Consider the following 16,464-nt stretch of genomic DNA (forward strand, 5'->3'; position numbering starts at 1 on the left):
CGCCCCGGCCTGCGCCGGGGCGACGTCCATGGCTCAGTGCTTGATGTCGCGCCAGATGTTTTGATACGCGCCGTAAGCCAGAATGCAGAAGAACAGCAGGAAGCCAAGCACCGCCAGGCCATAAGCGTGCCGTGTCGGCAAGTTCGGTTCCGCCGCCCAGGTCAGGAAGGCGGCCACGTCCTTGGCGTTTTGCTGCACGGTGGACTTGGTCCCGTCGAGATAGGTGACTTGCCCATCCTGCGTCAGCGGTGGCGGCATCGCGATGTTGAGGTTGGCGAAATAGGGGTTGTAATACAGCCCGTCCGGCACCTTCGCATCGGGGAACTTCTTCAGCAACGCCGCGGGCTGGTCCCTGTAACCGGTCAGCAGCGAATAGACATAGGCTGGGCCTTCGTGCCGCGCCTTGGTGATCAGCGAGAGGTCTGGCGGGTTGCCGGTGCCGGGATAATACACAGTCGGGAAGTAATCCGACGGCGTGTTGGGCCGCTCGGTCGTGTCACCCGATTTCGGATCGAACTGCTTGGCCTTGACCGACCAGTCCGCCGCGAACTTCTTCAACTGCGCCGCGCTGTAGCCGAGTTGGGTCAGGTCGCGGAAGGCGACATGCTTGAGCGAATGGCAGTTGGAGCAGACTTCCTTATACACCTGCAGGCCGCGCTGAAGCTGGCGCTGGTCATAGGTGCCGAAGAAGCCGTTTGACGCGAGCTCGACCTCCTTGGGGTGGAGATGGAATTCGTCGACCGCCGTCGGGGCCGGGGGATCGGTGATGACCCCCTGGATCGACCAGAACAGAGCCCAGGACAGTACGGCAACGAAGCCGGCACCGATGAGAATTGCGATTGCGCGAACCATTGCTCGTAATGCCCCTTATTCGGCCGGGACCGCGCTACCGCTGAGTGCGGTATGCGCCGGTGACGTGCCACCCTTCTTCGCCAGCACCGCCTCGGTGATCGAGTTTGGCAGCGGCGTCGGGCGTTCTGCCCGCGAGATGATCGGGATGATGATCAGGAAGTGCGCGAAATAATAGGCCGCGCTGATCTGGCTGATGATGACATAAAGCGGGGTCGCAGGCGAACCACCACACCAGCCGAGCACCAGCACATCGGCGACCAGCACCCAGAAGAAGATGCGATAGAGCGGACGGTAATTGGCCGAGCGCACCGGCGACGAGTCGAGCCAGGGCAGGAAGAACAACAGCAGGATCGACCCGAACATCGCCAGCACGCCGAGCAGCTTGGCCGGGATGCCGATGAAATCGACCGTGAAGGCGCGCAGGATCGCGTAGAACGGCCAGAAATACCATTCGGGCACGATGTGCGCGGGCGTCTGCAGCGCGTTGGCCGGGATATAATTGTCCGGGTGGCCAAGGCTGTTGGGCGCGAAGAACAAGAGAGCCGCAAAGATGAACAAGAACACGCCGAGGCCGAAGCCGTCCTTGGCGGTGTAATAAGGATGGAACGGGACGGTGTCCTGTTCGCCCTTCACGTCCACGCCGGTCGGGTTGTTCGAACCCGGAATGTGCAGCGCCCAGATGTGCAGGATGATCACGCCCGCGATGACGAACGGCAGCAGATAATGCAGCGAGAAGAAGCGGTTGAGCGCGGCGTCATCAGGCGCATATCCGCCCAGCAGCCAAATCCGGATCGTATCGCCGACCACCGGGATCGCGGAGAAGAAGCCGGTGATCACCTGCGCACCCCAGAAGCTCATTTGCCCCCAGGGGAGCACATAACCCATGAACGCCGTCGCCATCATCAGCAGGAAGATGGTGACACCCAGCAGCCAGATCATCTCGCGCGGAGCCTTGTACGATCCGTAAAAGAGGCCGCGGAAGATGTGGATATAGACCACCACGAAGAACATCGAGGCACCGTTGGCGTGCGCATAGCGCAGGAACCAGCCGCCGTTGACGTCGCGCATAATGTGCTCGACCGAGTCGAACGCCACGCCGCCATTGGCCGCATAGTGCATCGCCAGCACGATCCCGGTGACGATCTGGATCGCCAGCGCAGCCCCTGCGAGCACGCCGAAGTTCCAGAAATAATTGAGGTTGCGCGGGACGGGATAGCCCGCGCCGACCGCGCCATAGACCAATCGCGGCAAGGGCAGCCGCTCATCGATCCATTTGGTGAAGCCCGATTTCGGCTCGTAATGCTTGGCCCAGGGGAAGCTCATATCTCTATCCTCAACCCACCGTAACCGTCGTTGGCGACGTGAATTTATACTCCGGCACGAACAGGTTCTTCGGTGCCGGGCCTTTGCGGATGCGCGCCGCCGTATCGTATTGCGAGCCGTGGCACGGGCAGAAATAGCCGCCAAACTGGCCGCGATCCTCCCCGCTGGTGATGCCCTGCGGAATACAGCCGAGATGCGTGCACACGCCCAGCGTGATCAGCCAGTTCTTCTGGCCGCGCGTGCGTTGTGCGAGCGTTTCGGGGTCGCGCAGTGTCTTGACGTCAACCTTGTCGGCGGCGGCGATTTCGGCCGGGGTCAGGTTGCGAACGAACAACGGCTGCTTGCGGAAGGAGGTGACGATGCCCTGCCCCGCTTCGATCTTGGACAGGTCGACGTCGGTGGTCGATTGCGCCAGCACGTCGGCCGAGGGGTTCATCTGGTTGATCAGCGGCACCACGATCGCGATCCCGCCGACACCAGCGGCAGCGACGGCCGCAATGTTCAGAAAGTCACGGCGGCGTGGTTCGCCGTCATGATGGGGTTCATCCTGCCGGGGAACTTCCAGGGTGTTTCCGCTTGCCATTCACTTGCCCTTGTACTTCGCACGCCGTGTTGAAACACGCCGCGACGAAAAATCCGACAACGTCACCCTCACAAGAACGACGTGTGGGTCACGCCTGAACGCCTTCCCTCTGCCGGAGAAGCTTGAGCGTTCTGTTAGACGGCGCGACGGTGTTTTGCCAACTGCATTTTAGGAGTAGGGGCGCTGGTTATGCGTATTGCTCTCTACCAACCCGAAATCGCCGGAAATGTCGGTGCCATTCTGCGCCTTGGCGCATGCCTGGGAACGCCGGTCGACGTCATCGAGCCAACCGGCTTCACCTGGAGCGAGAAGGCCCTCGCCCGTTCGGGCATGGATTATGCCGGGGTCGTGGACGTCCACCGCCACCTCGACTGGGCGACGTTCGAACGCCAGGTGCCCGGGCGAATCGTGCTGCTGACCACGCGCGGCAGGGTGCGCCTCGACGCAGCGACGTTTCAGCCGAACGACGTTTTGCTGATGGGGTCCGAAGGCAGCGGCGTGCCGGATGCGGTGCATGCGCGCGCTGACATGGCGGTGCGCATTCCGTTGGCCGAGGGGATGCGCTCGCTCAACATTGCGGTGGCAACCGGCATCGCGCTGGCCGAAGCCTTGCGCCAGACCAACGGCTGGCCCGCCTGATCCTCCCCGCCACGGGGAGGATGGATCGCATCTCGACTTAGCCGCACGACCCCGGCAAAACAGCCCCATGGACCTGGACCAAGAACAAACCGCCGCCCGCCACTGGTTCGAGCATCTGCGCGACCTGATCTGTGCGGAATTCGTCGCGATCGAACGGGAAGCCGGATCGGAGGCGAGCTTCGACTACACCCAGTGGGACCGCGCCGACCCCAATGGCGGCGATGGCGGCGGCGGCGTACGCGGGGTGATGAAGGGCAAGGTGTTCGAAAAGGTCGGCGTCAACGTCTCGACCGTGGGCGGCGCGTTCGAGGGCGAGTTCGCCAAATCGATCCACGGTGCCGCCGAAGACCCGAGCTTCTTTGCCACTGGCATCAGCCTGGTCGCGCACATGGCCAATCCGCATGTGCCCGCCGTCCACATGAACACGCGCTTCCTGGTCACGACCAAGCGCTGGTTTGGCGGCGGGGCCGATCTCAACCCGCCGATTCCCTATGCCGAGGACACTGCTGAATTCCACGCGGCAATGCGCGCGGCGTGCGATGCGCATGGCGACGATTATTATGCGCGCTATTCGAAATGGGCCGAGGACTATTTCTATATCCCGCATCGCCAGGTGCACCGCGGCGTTGGCGGCATCTTCTGCGATCATCTGGAAGGGGATTTCGCCGAGAACTTCGCCTTCATCCAGGACATTGGCCGCGCCTTTCTGGACGTGTACCCGAAAATCGTGCGGCGGCGAATGAACACGCCGTTCAACGCCGCCGACACCGCGCAGATGCTGGAATGGCGCGGGCGTTACGCCGAGTTCAACCTGGTCTATGATCGCGGCACGCTGTTCGGGCTCAAGACCGGCGGCAATATCGATGCGATCCTGATGAGCTTGCCGCCGCTGGCAACCTGGTCCTGATGTCGGGGCATTAAGATGGGGTTGATTGCGGTTCGCGATGACGAGGTGGCGACCATCGTCACCACACTCGAAATGCGGCAGCGCCCGCCGCTGCGCCCGCTGCCCGCCTCCCCGATGCGGCTGGTCGCGTGGGAGGCACCGAGCATCGACGCCTATCGCACGTTGTTCCGCCGCGTCGGGGCACCGTGGCTGTGGTTTTCCCGGCTGGTGATGGACGAGCGCGCGCTCGGCGCGATTCTCGCCGATCCCAATGTCGCGATCCATGCCGTGGTCGACCGCGCAGGGATCGAAGTCGGGATGCTCGAACTCGATTTTCGCGAATCGGGCCAATGCGAGATTTCCTATTTCGCGCTGGTGCCCGAACTGGCGGGCAAAGGCCTTGGCCGCTGGCTGATGGCGGAGGCGCTCGCGCGCGGCTGGCGCAAGGGGATCGAGCGGGTGTGGGTCCACACCTGCACGCTCGATCATCCGTCGGCGCTCAACTTCTACCGCGCGCAGGGGTTCGTCGCGATCAAGCGGACGATCGAGACCTTTCCCGATCCGCGCGTCACCGGGCATTTGCCGCCCGACAGCGCGCCTCAGATTCCGCTGCTCAGTCGCCGATAAAGCGCGATCTCGATCAGCACCGCCGCGACGGTGCCGAGCGTATGCCCCCCAGCAATTCCGGCATCGAGCACCGCCGCCACCACCGGATTGGCCATCGGCGCGCCGTCGAGCGCGGTGCCGAGCAGCTCGAACGGCAGCGCGATCAAGCGCCCGCCGAGCAAGGGGACGAACGCTAGGCCCATCAGCACCAGGCCGTTGCCCCGCGTCAGCGCAAAGCTGCGCCGCCATGCCGCAAACACGCCGATCGGTCGCTCCGCCACGAAGACGGGCGAAACCGGCAGCAACCGGCCCTTGAGATACAGCCCTGGAAAGATCAATATCGAGCCGATGCTGACCGGCACGCCGACAACCAGCGCCAGCAGCAGATAGTGCGGCAGAAACGCCCCGGCCTGGCCAAGCGCCCCGCTCACGGTGGGACGCGCGCGGTCGGCATACACCACGAACAGCGCCAGCACCCCGAACAGCGACAGCAGACCGAGCACAATGACCAACAGTTCGTATTGCTGGCCCCATAGGCCAATCTGCCTGAGCCAAAGATCTGCCGAGGCCTCATTCATGACCGTCGGCTGCGGGGGCATGGGCGCGATATAGATCGTCCCCGCCAGATCGGGCAGGAACAAGAACAATCCCGCGATACCGAGCAGCAACTCGGAATCGCGCTTTGCCATCTCCCAGGCGTCGCGAAGGACGCCTGCTACATCCAGTTTCATGAAACCTCGACGATCGCCTCACGCGCATCGCGCGTCGCAAGATAGAGTTTGGCGACGAACGCAACCGCCAAGAGCGAGAAGATCGTCGATACGGCGGCAACGGTAATTTGGGTCAACACGGTCGCAACGCTCAACTGCCCCTCCCCGCCAATCAGCAGCCCGAACACCGTGCCGAACACCAGTTTGGCCGCAGCCGAGGCGACCCACGATACGCCGCCATATAGCAAGATCACCCCCGTGACCTTCCAGGTGATACCGCGCGTGAGCACAAACGCGCGCGCATAAACGCCGAGCCCGCGCCGCTCCATTACCATGATCGGCGTGGCCAGCACGACGAAGCGGGCATAGCCCCAGAACAGGACCGGGCCGAGCAACAGGGTGTAGAGCGAGCCGAAGGTCAGCGCGCCCTGATTGACCGCGCCCGAAGGCGGTTTTCCTGCTGCCAAGGCGGCCATGTCGATCCCGCTCAGCGCAAACGCGATGAAAATCGGCGCGGCGAGCAGCAGCACGACGAGCAAGGTGACGAGACCAACCCCGATCACCGGCAACAACCGTCGATTGGCCACCTGCACCGCCACCGCGCGCCCCGCCGCCGGATCGAAGGCGAGTGCAGTGATCGCAATCCCGGCCCAGCTCGACACCAGCGACAGCGCCAACACCACCAGGCCAAGCGCCACATCGGCCGGCTGCCCACCCGTCCCCATCAGCGGCATCAAGCTGCCGATCAGCGTGAGCGGCACGAAAATGCCGAACAGAACGAGCGGCATGAGCGCGGCCAGATTGTCGCTGACAAATTCGGCCGTACGATCCCACACGGTGCTCATCGTCGTGATCACGTATCTGTCTCCCCGCATCTAACCCAATGATAGTGCCGCGATCAGGCGGTAGCGCAATGTCTTGCCGCCCGCCACTGTGTCGCAAACCGTCCCTTGCGCGAGGGGACCGCCTACGCCATTTCTCGGGGCGTGACTTGCAAGACTGACGACATCGAATGGCGCATAGCGCCAGCCCCCGTCCCCTATGAAGCGGCGGTCGCCGAAATGGAAGCGCGCGCCGCAGCCATCGCTGCGGGCACTGCGCGCGAGATGGTGTGGCTGCTCGAACATCCCCCGATCTACACTGGCGGCACCAGCGCCGACCCGGCCGAATTGCGCGACCCGCACTTTCCCGTGGTGCAGACCGGGCGCGGCGGACGCTATACCTATCACGGGCCCGGCCAACGCATCGGCTATGTTATGCTAGACCTCAACCGGCGCGGCCGCGACGTTCGGCAGTTTGTCCACGCGCTGGAAGGATGGGTGATCGCGGCGCTCGGAGATCTGGGGGTTGCGGCTTTTCGGGCACCCGGGCGCGTTGGCATTTGGACCAACATCCCCGATTTGGCCAAGGACGGTGGTATGGCCGAGGCCAAGATCGGTGCGATCGGCGTGCGCGTGCGGCGCTGGGTGACGCTGCACGGTTTTTCGGTCAACCTGTCGCCAAACCTTTCTCATTTCAGCGGAATTGTGCCGTGCGGCCTCGCTGATTATGCGGTGACGAGCATGGAAATGCTGGGACGCCCGACCGATTTTGCAACTTTTGACGCGGCGCTGGCGTTGCGATTCGCAGCGTTTCTGCAAACTCATTCTTCTACGGCAGAAAACTGGGCTTGAGGGGCGCGCCGATCCGGACTAATGTCCACCACGGTTTGGGTATTAAAGGTCTCGAGGCCAACCAAATCCATTATCTAGGGAGCTTTCCAATGCGTGCATTCATTTCCAAGGTCGCTGCTGGTTCGATGATCGCTGTTGCTGCGATCGCCATTTCGGCATGCACCCCGAAGACCGAAACGACGACGACCGACAACACGATGGTCACCGATCTGAACTCGACCGACACGATGACCACCAACGACACGATGACGTCGACCGACGGCGCGATGGCAAACGACGGTGCGATGGTTTCGAACGACACCATGACCACCAACACCACGTCGACCACGACCACGAACAAGATGTAATCTTCCCTTTCGGGAAAGATTGTATCGAAGGCCGTCCGGGCGACCGGGCGGCCTTTTCGATTCCACCGTTCGTTACACCGCATTTGCGGGTAGCCTCGCGCTGCAGGATGCGCGATTAGGGTTGGGGCGCGCGAAAAAACGCCGTAATTGCAAAGTGTGTGAACGAGAGGCTTCGAATGACTGTGTTGCGTACCCTTGCCGTGCTGGCCGCTGTCGCGAGTGCCGCACTTGCTGGCCCCGCCTCGGCCCAATTCTTCTTCCAGTCACATGACATGAGCGGCCCGCCCGCCCGCGGCGACGAGCCCGGCCTGCCATCCCTGCCCGGCGCGACCGAAGAAGAAGTCCGCGCCAATCTGGTGTGGAACCTGCGCTCGGCGCTCAACGTGGCGGCGCTGCAGTGCAAATTCGAACCGTCGCTGCTGACGCTCCAAAATTACAATATCATCCTTGAAAATCATAAGGATGAGCTGAAAAAAGCGTATGATACGATAAACAAGTATTTCGTTCGCACGAACAAGGGCGCGAAGGTCGGCATATCGGCGATGGACCGTTACGGCACGCGCACCTATTCCGCCTTTACCACGGTCGCCGCGCAATATGGCTTTTGCCAGACCGCCAGCGGCATTGCCACGCACGCTGCCTACGCCCCGCGCGGCACGCTGTACAAAGTCGCGATTGCCGAGATGAACGCGTTGCGCAACGCGTTGGTGCCTTGGGGCGAGGAGCGCTTCTCCCGCCGCGTGCGCGTCGACACCCGCCTTGCCGTGCCGCGGCTGGACTCGATCTGCTGGTCGAAGCGCAACGAGTGGGTGGCCAAGAAGTGTGGCCCGTTCGAGCTGACCTACCGCTGACGCCCGCGGCGGCGTTGGGTCAGCGCAGGCCCAACGCCTTGTGCGCCTGCAGCGTCAGCCGCCATTTTGGCCGTGCCATGACCAGATCGATCGCGGCGGCATGGTTCGCCACCGCATCGCGGCTGTCGAGCGGTTGGACGAGATGATGCGCGAACGCCCACTGCTCCAACGCGGCGACGTCGGTGCCGGGCTGGGGCCAGACCAGCTTCAACTCGTCGCCGGTCCGCTGCACCACGACGCTGTCGGCTTTTGGGCTGATGCACACCCAGTCGATGCCCGGATGGACCGGCAGGGTGCCGTTGCTTTCGATCGCGATCTCGAACCCCGCGCCGTGCAACGCCTCGACCAGCGCATCGTCGATCTGAAGCATCGGCTCGCCGCCGGTCAGCACGACAAAGCGACTGTCGGCACCGTCCCCCCAAAAGCCCGTTACCGCCTCCGCCAGGGCTGTGGCATCGGCAAACTTGCCGCCGCCTGCGCCATCGGTGCCGACGAAATCAGTATCGCAGAAGCGGCAGATCGCGCTGGCGCGATCCTGCTCGCGCCCCGACCATAGATTGCACCCGGCAAAACGGACGAAGACGGCACGACGCCCGGCCTGCACGCCCTCCCCCTGGAGCGTCAGGAACATTTCCTTGACCGCATAGGACATCGCGTCAGACCGCGTAGCCGGTCGGATCCGGCAAGCCCGCTTCCTCAAAGCCCTTTTTGCGCAGTCGGCAGCTGTCGCACGTGCCGCAGTGCAGGCCACCGGGAGCAGGATCATAGCAGGACCAGCTCATCGCTGCGTCCAAGCCAAGCCGCGCCGCCTCGCGCGCAATGTCGGCCTTGGTCATGTGCTGCAACGGCGCGTGGATGCGGAAGGGACTGCCCTCCACCCCGGCCTTGGTCGCCAGTTCGGCCAGCCCTTCGAACGCCGCGATGAACTCGGGACGGCAATCGGGATAGCCCGAATAATCCAGCGCATTGACCCCGATGAACAGGTCGCGCGCGCCCGCTGCCTCTGCCCAGCCAAGCGCGAGGCTGAGGAAGATCGTATTGCGGGCCGGCACATAGGTGATCGGGATGCCGGGCTGCACACCATCCTTCGGGACCGCGATATCATCGGTGAGTGCCGAGCCGCCAAATGCCGCGAGATCGAGCGGCAACACGACATGGCGCACCGCGCCCAGCGCACTGGCGATGCGCCGCGCCGATGCCAGCTCCATGCGGTGGCGCTGGTTATAATCCACCGAGAGCGCGAGCAAACGATAGCCCTGCTCGCGCGCAAGCGCTGCCGCTACCATCGAATCGAGGCCACCCGACACCAGCACGACTGCCAGCGGGGCGACCGAAGAGGTCTGTTCCAATGTCATGATGCCAGGGAGGTAATCACCATCCCCGCCTTACGCAAGCAGCGCATAAAAATCGGGCCGCCCGAAAGCGACCCAGGGGTTCCCCTAACGGGGCGAATTGGGAGAAACGCGTGCCATACAGCACGCGGGATGTATATCGGGAGACTCTAAAGACCGGCTTAACGCGCCGTGCTGGCACCGGGCGGGCACGCCCCGATCCGGCGTGCCTCGTAATGATAGTCGAATGGCGCGCCGCTGACGATCCCTTGCGTGTCCAAATTGAAGGCGCGCGGCGTCGAAACCCTGAACGTGGTGCGCCCATGGCCATTGCCAGGGCAAGTATAATGCACGGTGGCCACATCCGGCTCGTTATCAATGACGAAACGCTGGCACTGCGCGCTACCATGTCCGTATTGGATCAGAATTGCGGGATCCGCGATGCACAGCGTCCGCCCGGGCGAGTCGGAGCCAAGCTCCTTGATCTGCCATTGGCCAGGCTCGATCCGGGCAACCGCCGCCAGAGTCGGCCCTGCGGTGGGAGCTGCCGCAACCAACCCGCCGACCATCACCGCCGCAACCAGCGCGCGCGCGACCTTCGATATCCGCATTCGTTCAAACCCCGTTCGGCCCTGGGCAGAGCCCACCCGGGTTCACCGCCATCGTCTCCTAATTGGGGTGGCGCGCGGAACTTTCAATGCGGCTACGGAACGATTTCGGTTGCCGCCTGAACCGGGAACTTGCGGGCGCAAAAGGCACAATCGACAAAGATCGTGCCGGTTTCGTCCGCCATTGCGCGCTGTTCCTCGGGCGGGAATTTGCCCAGCACTTGCGCGATATAGTCGGGTGAGCAACGGCAACCCCGGACGATGGCGGTATCGCCATAGAGCCGCACCTCATCCTCTTCATTGAACAGCCGCCAGACCAGCGTCTCGAGCGGAATTGCCGGGTCGGACAGTTCCTCCGCCTGAAGGGTCTGCCCAAGGATCGCGACATGCTCCCATTCGGGATGATCGAGTCGGGTGTGCAGCCGGTCCCGACCAACCTCGCCCTCCGGGAGATGTTGGAGCAGCAGGCCGCCGGCGAATCGCTTGCCGCCCTTCTCCTTGCCTCCACAATCGACGCCCACGCGGACGAGCGTGGGGATCTGTTCGGACTGCAGGAAATAATGCTCGGCGGCCGCACTCAGCGAATCGCCATCGAGCGGGACGATGCCTTGATAGCGCTCGCCTGTCGTCGCCTGGTCGAAGGTGATGGCGAGGTAGCCCGCACCGAACAGCGCAAACAGGCTTGGGTTCTCCGGGGCCGACGCCAGCCGCTCGGCATCATATTGGACATAGCCGCGCAGCTCGCCGCCTTTGTAATCGCACACCAGCAGCGTCACGATTCCCGACTGGGTTTGCGCCTGCATGGTGAGCTGGCCTTGCGCATCCTTGAGCGTCGACCCGATCAACGCGGCCAGCGTCAGCGCTTCCGCCAGCAACGCCTCGATCGGCGCGGGATAGGCGTGGGCATCGAGAATCGTGTCGAGCACCGGGCCCAGACGCACAATCCGCCCGCGCGCGTGGCGCGAAGGGATGGTGAAGCCGAGCGCGCGGTCGGAGTCGGTGTCGGTGGTCGAGGATGTCATACGTAAACCGTTCGGGCTAAGCCTGTCGAAGCCCTGCCCTTCCTTCCAGCCGCGAAAGAAAGGACAGCCCTTCGACAAGCTCAGGGCGAACGGGTTCTTGTTAATCCCTAAATAGGGCTGGGCGCGTCGCGATCAACCGATCTGGCCAAAGCACCAGCGCAGCACCGATTTCTGCGCATGCAGCCGGTTTTCCGCCTCGGGCCAGATCAGCGATTGCGGCCCATCGATCACCTCCGCCGTCACTTCCTCGCCGCGGTGCGCGGGCAGGCAGTGCAGGAACTTCGCATCGGGCTTGGCGGTCGCCATCAGCGCGGCGTCGACCTGATAGGGCAGCATCGCCTGCAACTTGGTCTCGGCATGCGCCTGGCCCATCGAAATCCAGGTATCGGTGACGATGATATCGGCCCCCGCCACCGCTTCGCGCGCGGTGCCGACCACGCGCGCGCGGCCCTTGCCCAATGCGACATCGCTCTCGGGCGGCATGAAGCCTTGCGGGCACGCCGCGACGACATCGAACTGCATCAGCCCGGCGGCTTCCATGATCGAGGCGAGCACATTGTTGCCGTCGCCCAGCCACGCCACCTTCAGCCCCGGCAGCGGCTTGCCCGCTTCGATGATCGTGAGCAGGTCGGCCATGATCTGGCACGGATGCGAATGGTCGGTCAGGCCGTTGATAACGGGCACGGTCGCATAATGCGCCATCTCCTCGACCTTGGCATGGTCGTCGGTGCGCAGCATGATCGCATCGCAATAGCCCGACAGCACGCGCGCGGTGTCGGCGACGGTCTCGCCCCGCCCAAGCTGGGTCGTGCCCGAGTCGAGCACGACGCTGGACCCGCCGAGCTGGCGAATCGCCATGTCGAACGACACGCGGGTGCGAGTCGAGTTCTTTTCAAACACCATTGCCAGCGTGTGCCCGGCGAGCGGGGCATCGGCATCCGCCTTGCCCTTGGGCCAGCCGGCGCGGGCCGCCTTGCGATCGAGCGCATCGGCCAGCATCGCGGCGATACCATCCGGCCCGGCATCGGAGAGCGAAAGGAAGTGGCGGCTCATTTCCCCGCTCCCATTGGGAGAGGGAGGGAGGCGCGAAGCGACGGAAGGGTGAGGGTGAGCGGGCAACAAGCCCCCTCACCCTTCCCACTCGGCTGCGCCGAGCAGGCCCCTTCCCTCTCCCAAAGGGAGAGGGAGTTTGCGTTCACCCCGCTCATACCGTCGCCACCGCATAGTCGCGCGCGCCGTCGCTCAGCTTCTGCACGAATTCGGCGATGTGGCTCTCTTCGATCACCAGCGGCGGCAACACGCGCACGACGTTCTCGCCCGCCGCCACCGTCAACAACCCGTGATGATCGCGCAGGTGCGCCACGAAATCGCGGGCAACCGCCGCGTCCTTCATCTTGATGCCGAGCATCAGGCCCATGCCGCGGATGCTGTCGAACAGATGGTCGTGATTGGGGATCATCTGCTCGATCGCGCCGCGCAGCCGGTCCCCCATTGCGGTGACATGATCGAGGAAGCCGGGCTCGAGCATCACGTCGAGGATCGCCTCGCCCGCTGCCATCGCCAGCGGATTGCCGCCATAGGTCGATCCGTGCGTGCCGAACACCATGCCCTTGGCCGCTTCGGCCGTCGCAAGGCATGCACCCAGCGGGAAGCCGCCGCCAATGCCCTTGGCCGACGACAGAATGTCCGGGGTGATGCCGTAATGCTCATAGGCCCACATCTTGCCGGTCCGGCCATAGCCGCACTGGACCTCGTCCAGCACCAGCAGCAGGCCATGCTCGTCACACGCCTTGCGCAGGCCCTGGATGAACTCTTGCGTGCCAGCCGAAACGCCGCCCTCACCCTGGACCGTTTCGACCATGAAACCGGCAGTCGTGTCGTCGATCAGCGAAAGCGCGGCCTCAAGATCGTTGAACGGCGCATATTTGAAACCGGGCAAGAGCGGCTCGAACCCGTCGCGCATCTTGGGTTGGTTGGTCGCCGAAATCGCACCCATCGTCCGCCCGTGAAAGGCGTTGTTGAAGGTGATCAGCGTCGTGCGCTGCGGATTGCCATTGGCATAATGATAGCGCCGTGCGGTCTTGATCGCGCATTCCACCGCTTCGGTGCCCGAATTGGTGAAAAACACGGTGTCGGCAAACGAGCTGTCGACGATGCGTTGCGCCAGATGTTCGCCCTGCGGGCTGCCATACAGGTTCGACACGTGCATCAGCGTCGCTGCCTGATCGGCAATCGCCTGCACCAGTTTCGGGTGGCCGTGGCCAAGCGCGTTGACCGCGATACCGGCCGCGAAATCGAGATAGCGTTCGCCCTGCTCGCCAATCAGGTAGCAGCCCTCGCCGCGCACCGGGCGCACGCCGCAACGCGGGTACACGGGCATCAAAGCGGGGGTCGACACGGGCTGTCTCCTCAAAAGCAAAGGGCGACCCACACGGTCGCCCGAAACGCGTTTTAGGGTGCGCCGCGCGCGAGTGCAACACCGTGCGACTCGGCGGTGCGATGCCGGGCCTGTGCTATTGCGGTCCGATCGGCGCGATCTTCATGCCGTCCTTGAGCTGCTCTGCCCGCGACAGCGCGACCCATTCGCCGAGCGAAAGCCCACTGGCGACCGCGATTCCCGCAGGCGTCTCCTCGCCGAGCGTGATGCGGCGCAGATGCACGCGCGACGTGGCAAGATCGACGACATAGACCTGCGCCATCGCCCCCTGCCGCGCGAACACCGCGCTGGGCGGCACGGCGAGCAAGCGCGTCCCCGCCCCGCTCGCAACAATGCTGGCGACGCCGGTCTGCCCCACCTTCAGCCGTGCATCATTGGGCAGCGTGACCTCCGCCGAGACCGATCCCGCCGAACCGGCCTGCGGCGCGAGCGCGATCAGGCGACCGACGACGATGTCGTTGTTGAACGCCGCGAAGCGGACCTTGGCGGTCGCCCCCAAGGTGACTCGCGCGGCATCGGCGGCAGGCAAGGCAAGGCGCAGAGAGTAGCTCGGTGCCCCGGTCTGCGCCCGCGCGCCGGGTGCAATCGCCTGGCGTTCCCGCAGCGCGACCGTGCCCGTCCCAACCACCGTCGGCACCACGATCGTGCTTCCCGCCTGCGCGATGCGGATGGAGGGTTCCTGCGGCGCCTGGCGGGCGGCAACCGGTTGCGACGCAGGCTTGTTGCACGCCGTGAGCGCCAGTCCCAGCGCCAGCACGGCCCACCGCCGGGTCAATTCTTGATCTTCCAGCCCGAACGCAGCAGCGCGTAACACGCCACCGCCAGCACCACGTCGATCACCAGCACCACGATGCTGCCGATCAGGATCGGCGAATCGGCGGTGCCAAGGAAGCCGTAGCGGAAGCCCGAGATGATGTAGAAGAACGGGTTGGCATGGCTGACCGCGCGGAACGCCGGGGCGAGTTTGTCGACCGAATAGAAGGTGCCCGACAGCAGGCCGAGCGGGGTCACGATGAAATTGGACACCGCCGCTGCATTGTCGAACTTGTCCGCCCAGATCGACGTCAGCACGCCGAGCAACGCCAGGAACATCGTGCCGAGCAGCCCGAACCAGGCAACCGCCCAGAAATGCACCTGAATCAGGTGAATGCCGTAGAGCAGCATCGCCAGCCACACCCCGACCCCAACCAGCAGCCCGCGCGTCATCGCGCCTGCTACCAGCCCGGTCAGCAATTCCAGCGTCGACAGCGGCGGTTGCAGATAATCGACGATCGTGCCCTGAATCTTGCCGACCATCAGCGAAAAGCTCGCATTGGCGAAGGCCGGGCCCATCATGCCCTGGCTAATGATCAGTCCCGGCGCGATAAAATCACCGAAGGGAATATCGATTCCGCCGACCGCAACCGGCCGTTTCGCCCCCGTCGCGACCGTGAAAACCACCAGAAACAGCAAGGTCTGGATCGCCGGTGCCCAGATCGTCTGAAGCTGCACCTTGAAGAAACGGCGCACCTCCTTGATATAGAGCGTTCGAAGGCCGCCCCAATTGACGTTCCGGAAGACCGGAACGCCCGGAGCGTTCATCATTGTGGAAATTTCGCCGATTGGGGGCTGGCTGCTCATGGTGCTGTCGCTAAAGACTGCCGCCGCCGCCCGCAACCCGTTATGGAAACGGTCGGCATGACAATTGGGAAGATTGAATGAGCTGGACCGACGAACGCATCGATACGTTGCGCAAGATGTGGGAAGCGGGGCAGACCGCGAGCCAGATCGCCGAGGAACTGGGCGGCGTCAGCCGCAACGCCGTGATCGGCAAGGCGCATCGCCTGGGGCTGCAATCGCGCCCATCGCCGGTCAAGCCCAACGAGCCCGCCACTGCGGCCGCACCCAAGGCGGCTGCGCCCAAGCCGACCCCGCCTGCGCCACGTCCGCCGGTCGAACGAGTCGCGCCCCCGGTCGTCGCCGCGCCGGTCGCCAAGCCCGAGCCGGAAGTCGTCGAAGACATCGAACTCGAAGACGATGCAGAAGACGAGATCGAGGCACCCGTTGCGGTCGCACGCCCTGCCCCGCCAATCCTGCGCTCGGTCGGCCCGGGCGGCTTCCTGCGTCAGGCGCCTGGCGAACAGCAGGCACCGATCACGCCCGCGCCGCCGCGCCGCCTCGTCCCAGCCAAGCCTTCGCCCGAAATGGCGGGCAAGACCACGTTGCTCGATCTCAGCGACAAGATCTGCAAATGGCCGATCGGTCACCCGGGTGAGCCCGACTTCCATTTCTGCGGCGAGAAGGTGAACCCCGGTTTCCCCTATTGCGTCGGCCATTGCGGCCACGCTTATCAGGCACAGCTGCCGCGCCGCGACCGTCGCCCGGCCCCGCCGCTCCCGTTCGGCGGCCCCCGCGCTCGCTGACCTCCCACGCGATACCAAGACCCGAAGGGGCCGCCGACACACCGTCGGCGGCCCCTTTTGTTTGCAAACTCGCGCCCTTTCCGTTGGTTTCGAGCGAAGTCGAGAAACAGCCGCACGCGCTGTGCCTGGTTTCTCGACTTCGCTCGAAACGAACGGGGTGAGGGAAAGCCGACCTGCCCCTCCGGATGCTGAAC

General features: G+C 64.2%; 20 protein-coding genes. 7 read left to right on the top strand and 13 right to left on the bottom strand.

Annotated elements, in window-relative coordinates; genetic code table 11:
* Positions 1-33 precede the first annotated feature (33 nt).
* The 3 genes from ON00_RS05510 to petA are packed head-to-tail and all read right to left on the bottom strand — an operon-like array spanning position 34 to position 2,758.
* Positions 34-852, bottom strand: coding sequence for a cytochrome c1 (locus ON00_RS05510; protein ID WP_010403827.1), 819 nt, complete (start codon positions 850-852; stop codon positions 34-36).
* 15 nt (positions 853-867) lie between these two features.
* The gene (locus ON00_RS05515; protein ID WP_010403828.1) at positions 868-2,175 is read right to left on the bottom strand and encodes a cytochrome b; all 1,308 of its coding nucleotides are present in this window, start codon (positions 2,173-2,175) and stop codon (positions 868-870) included.
* A 10-nt stretch (positions 2,176-2,185) separates the two neighbouring features.
* A complete protein-coding gene (gene petA, locus ON00_RS05520) occupies positions 2,186-2,758 on the bottom strand; it encodes a ubiquinol-cytochrome c reductase iron-sulfur subunit (protein WP_010403829.1) in 573 nt (190 codons plus the stop codon).
* A 189-nt stretch (positions 2,759-2,947) separates the two neighbouring features.
* Between petA and ON00_RS05525 the strand changes: the two genes are divergently transcribed.
* From ON00_RS05525 to ON00_RS05535, 3 genes are all read left to right on the top strand, one after another.
* Entirely contained in the window at positions 2,948-3,397 is a 450-nt protein-coding gene (locus tag ON00_RS05525) for a tRNA (cytidine(34)-2'-O)-methyltransferase (RefSeq protein WP_010403830.1), read from the top strand.
* 67 nt (positions 3,398-3,464) lie between these two features.
* On the top strand, positions 3,465-4,304 hold the full coding sequence (gene hemF / locus ON00_RS05530; protein WP_010403832.1) for an oxygen-dependent coproporphyrinogen oxidase: 840 nt from the start codon (positions 3,465-3,467) through the stop codon (positions 4,302-4,304).
* Positions 4,305-4,319: 15 nt separating this feature from the next.
* Entirely contained in the window at positions 4,320-4,910 is a 591-nt protein-coding gene (locus ON00_RS05535; RefSeq protein ID WP_010403835.1) for a GNAT family N-acetyltransferase, read from the top strand.
* On the opposite strand, the gene ON00_RS05540 is transcribed toward ON00_RS05535, so the two are convergent.
* Entirely contained in the window at positions 4,883-5,620 is a 738-nt protein-coding gene (locus ON00_RS05540) for a hypothetical protein (protein WP_010403838.1), read from the bottom strand. The genes ON00_RS05535 and ON00_RS05540 overlap by 28 nt on opposite strands.
* Positions 5,617-6,456, bottom strand: a complete 840-nt coding sequence (locus ON00_RS05545) for a hypothetical protein (RefSeq protein ID WP_010403840.1) — start codon at positions 6,454-6,456, stop codon at positions 5,617-5,619. Before ON00_RS05545 ends, ON00_RS05540 begins: the two co-directional genes overlap by 4 nt.
* A 129-nt stretch (positions 6,457-6,585) precedes the next feature.
* Here ON00_RS05545 and lipB point away from each other — a divergent pair, with 129 nt between their 5' ends.
* The 3 genes from lipB to ON00_RS05560 all read left to right on the top strand — a co-directional run bounded on the left by lipB (position 6,586) and on the right by ON00_RS05560 (position 8,470).
* A complete protein-coding gene (gene lipB, locus ON00_RS05550) occupies positions 6,586-7,272 on the top strand; it encodes a lipoyl(octanoyl) transferase LipB (RefSeq protein WP_050810900.1) in 687 nt (228 codons plus the stop codon).
* Between the two features lie 89 nt (positions 7,273-7,361).
* Entirely contained in the window at positions 7,362-7,619 is a 258-nt protein-coding gene (locus ON00_RS05555; RefSeq protein WP_010403843.1) for a hypothetical protein, read from the top strand.
* A 176-nt stretch (positions 7,620-7,795) separates the two neighbouring features.
* Positions 7,796-8,470 carry a hypothetical protein gene (locus tag ON00_RS05560; RefSeq protein ID WP_010403844.1) on the top strand — a complete coding sequence of 225 codons (675 nt, stop codon included), beginning with the start codon at positions 7,796-7,798 and terminating at the stop codon, positions 8,468-8,470.
* A gap of 19 nt (positions 8,471-8,489) precedes the next feature.
* Here ON00_RS05560 and queE read toward each other — a convergent pair whose 3' ends face one another.
* The 8 genes from queE to ON00_RS05600 form a co-directional block, all read right to left on the bottom strand.
* Positions 8,490-9,122: a 7-carboxy-7-deazaguanine synthase gene (queE, locus tag ON00_RS05565; protein ID WP_010403845.1), complete on the bottom strand. Its 633-nt coding sequence runs from the start codon at positions 9,120-9,122 to the stop codon at positions 8,490-8,492.
* A 4-nt stretch (positions 9,123-9,126) separates the two neighbouring features.
* Positions 9,127-9,825, bottom strand: a complete 699-nt coding sequence (gene queC, locus ON00_RS05570) for a 7-cyano-7-deazaguanine synthase QueC (RefSeq protein ID WP_010403846.1) — start codon at positions 9,823-9,825, stop codon at positions 9,127-9,129.
* A gap of 158 nt (positions 9,826-9,983) precedes the next feature.
* Complete coding sequence (locus ON00_RS05575) at positions 9,984-10,412, bottom strand: DUF3617 domain-containing protein (RefSeq protein ID WP_010403848.1); 429 nt, start codon at positions 10,410-10,412, stop codon at positions 9,984-9,986.
* Between the two features lie 92 nt (positions 10,413-10,504).
* Entirely contained in the window at positions 10,505-11,431 is a 927-nt protein-coding gene (hslO, locus tag ON00_RS05580; protein WP_010403850.1) for an Hsp33 family molecular chaperone HslO, read from the bottom strand.
* 132 nt (positions 11,432-11,563) lie between these two features.
* A complete protein-coding gene (argF, locus tag ON00_RS05585) occupies positions 11,564-12,484 on the bottom strand; it encodes an ornithine carbamoyltransferase (protein WP_010403852.1) in 921 nt (306 codons plus the stop codon).
* 151 nt (positions 12,485-12,635) lie between these two features.
* On the bottom strand, positions 12,636-13,829 hold the full coding sequence (locus ON00_RS05590; protein ID WP_010403855.1) for an aspartate aminotransferase family protein: 1,194 nt from the start codon (positions 13,827-13,829) through the stop codon (positions 12,636-12,638).
* Between the two features lie 115 nt (positions 13,830-13,944).
* Positions 13,945-14,643 (bottom strand): efflux RND transporter periplasmic adaptor subunit, encoded by a 699-nt coding sequence (locus ON00_RS05595; RefSeq protein ID WP_010403857.1) that lies wholly within the window; start codon positions 14,641-14,643, stop codon positions 13,945-13,947.
* Entirely contained in the window at positions 14,640-15,488 is an 849-nt protein-coding gene (locus ON00_RS05600; RefSeq protein WP_029622461.1) for an ABC transporter permease, read from the bottom strand. Before ON00_RS05600 ends, ON00_RS05595 begins: the two co-directional genes overlap by 4 nt.
* 77 nt (positions 15,489-15,565) lie before the next feature.
* On the opposite strand from ON00_RS05600, the gene ON00_RS05605 reads away from it, so the two are divergent.
* Positions 15,566-16,270, top strand: coding sequence for a GcrA family cell cycle regulator (locus tag ON00_RS05605; protein ID WP_010403859.1), 705 nt, complete (start codon positions 15,566-15,568; stop codon positions 16,268-16,270).
* Positions 16,271-16,464 lie beyond the last annotated feature (194 nt).

Source organism: Sphingomonas echinoides ATCC 14820, assembly GCF_000241465.1.
In the GTDB taxonomy this organism is placed as follows: Bacteria; Pseudomonadota; Alphaproteobacteria; order Sphingomonadales; family Sphingomonadaceae; genus Sphingomonas; species Sphingomonas echinoides.

Bases quoted from the DNA above. Each gene is read 5' to 3' on its own strand.
- queE (WP_010403845.1), bottom strand. From the start codon at position 9,122: ATGTCCTATGCGGTCAAGGAAATGTTCCTGACGCTCCAGGGGGAGGGC.
- ON00_RS05515 (WP_010403828.1), bottom strand. From the start codon at position 2,175: ATGAGCTTCCCCTGGGCCAAGCATTACGAGCCGAAATCGGGCTTCACC.
- ON00_RS05555 (WP_010403843.1), top strand. From the start codon at position 7,362: ATGCGTGCATTCATTTCCAAGGTCGCTGCTGGTTCGATGATCGCTGTT.
- petA (WP_010403829.1), bottom strand. From the start codon at position 2,758: ATGGCAAGCGGAAACACCCTGGAAGTTCCCCGGCAGGATGAACCCCAT.
- ON00_RS05560 (WP_010403844.1), top strand. From the start codon at position 7,796: ATGACTGTGTTGCGTACCCTTGCCGTGCTGGCCGCTGTCGCGAGTGCC.
- ON00_RS05540 (WP_010403838.1), bottom strand. From the start codon at position 5,620: ATGAAACTGGATGTAGCAGGCGTCCTTCGCGACGCCTGGGAGATGGCA.
- hemF (WP_010403832.1), top strand. From the start codon at position 3,465: ATGGACCTGGACCAAGAACAAACCGCCGCCCGCCACTGGTTCGAGCAT.
- argF (WP_010403852.1), bottom strand. From the start codon at position 12,484: ATGAGCCGCCACTTCCTTTCGCTCTCCGATGCCGGGCCGGATGGTATC.
- ON00_RS05510 (WP_010403827.1), bottom strand. From the start codon at position 852: ATGGTTCGCGCAATCGCAATTCTCATCGGTGCCGGCTTCGTTGCCGTA.
- ON00_RS05605 (WP_010403859.1), top strand. From the start codon at position 15,566: ATGAGCTGGACCGACGAACGCATCGATACGTTGCGCAAGATGTGGGAA.
- ON00_RS05535 (WP_010403835.1), top strand. From the start codon at position 4,320: ATGGGGTTGATTGCGGTTCGCGATGACGAGGTGGCGACCATCGTCACC.
- ON00_RS05575 (WP_010403848.1), bottom strand. From the start codon at position 10,412: ATGCGGATATCGAAGGTCGCGCGCGCGCTGGTTGCGGCGGTGATGGTC.
- ON00_RS05525 (WP_010403830.1), top strand. From the start codon at position 2,948: ATGCGTATTGCTCTCTACCAACCCGAAATCGCCGGAAATGTCGGTGCC.
- hslO (WP_010403850.1), bottom strand. From the start codon at position 11,431: ATGACATCCTCGACCACCGACACCGACTCCGACCGCGCGCTCGGCTTC.
- queC (WP_010403846.1), bottom strand. From the start codon at position 9,825: ATGACATTGGAACAGACCTCTTCGGTCGCCCCGCTGGCAGTCGTGCTG.
- ON00_RS05600 (WP_029622461.1), bottom strand. From the start codon at position 15,488: ATGAGCAGCCAGCCCCCAATCGGCGAAATTTCCACAATGATGAACGCT.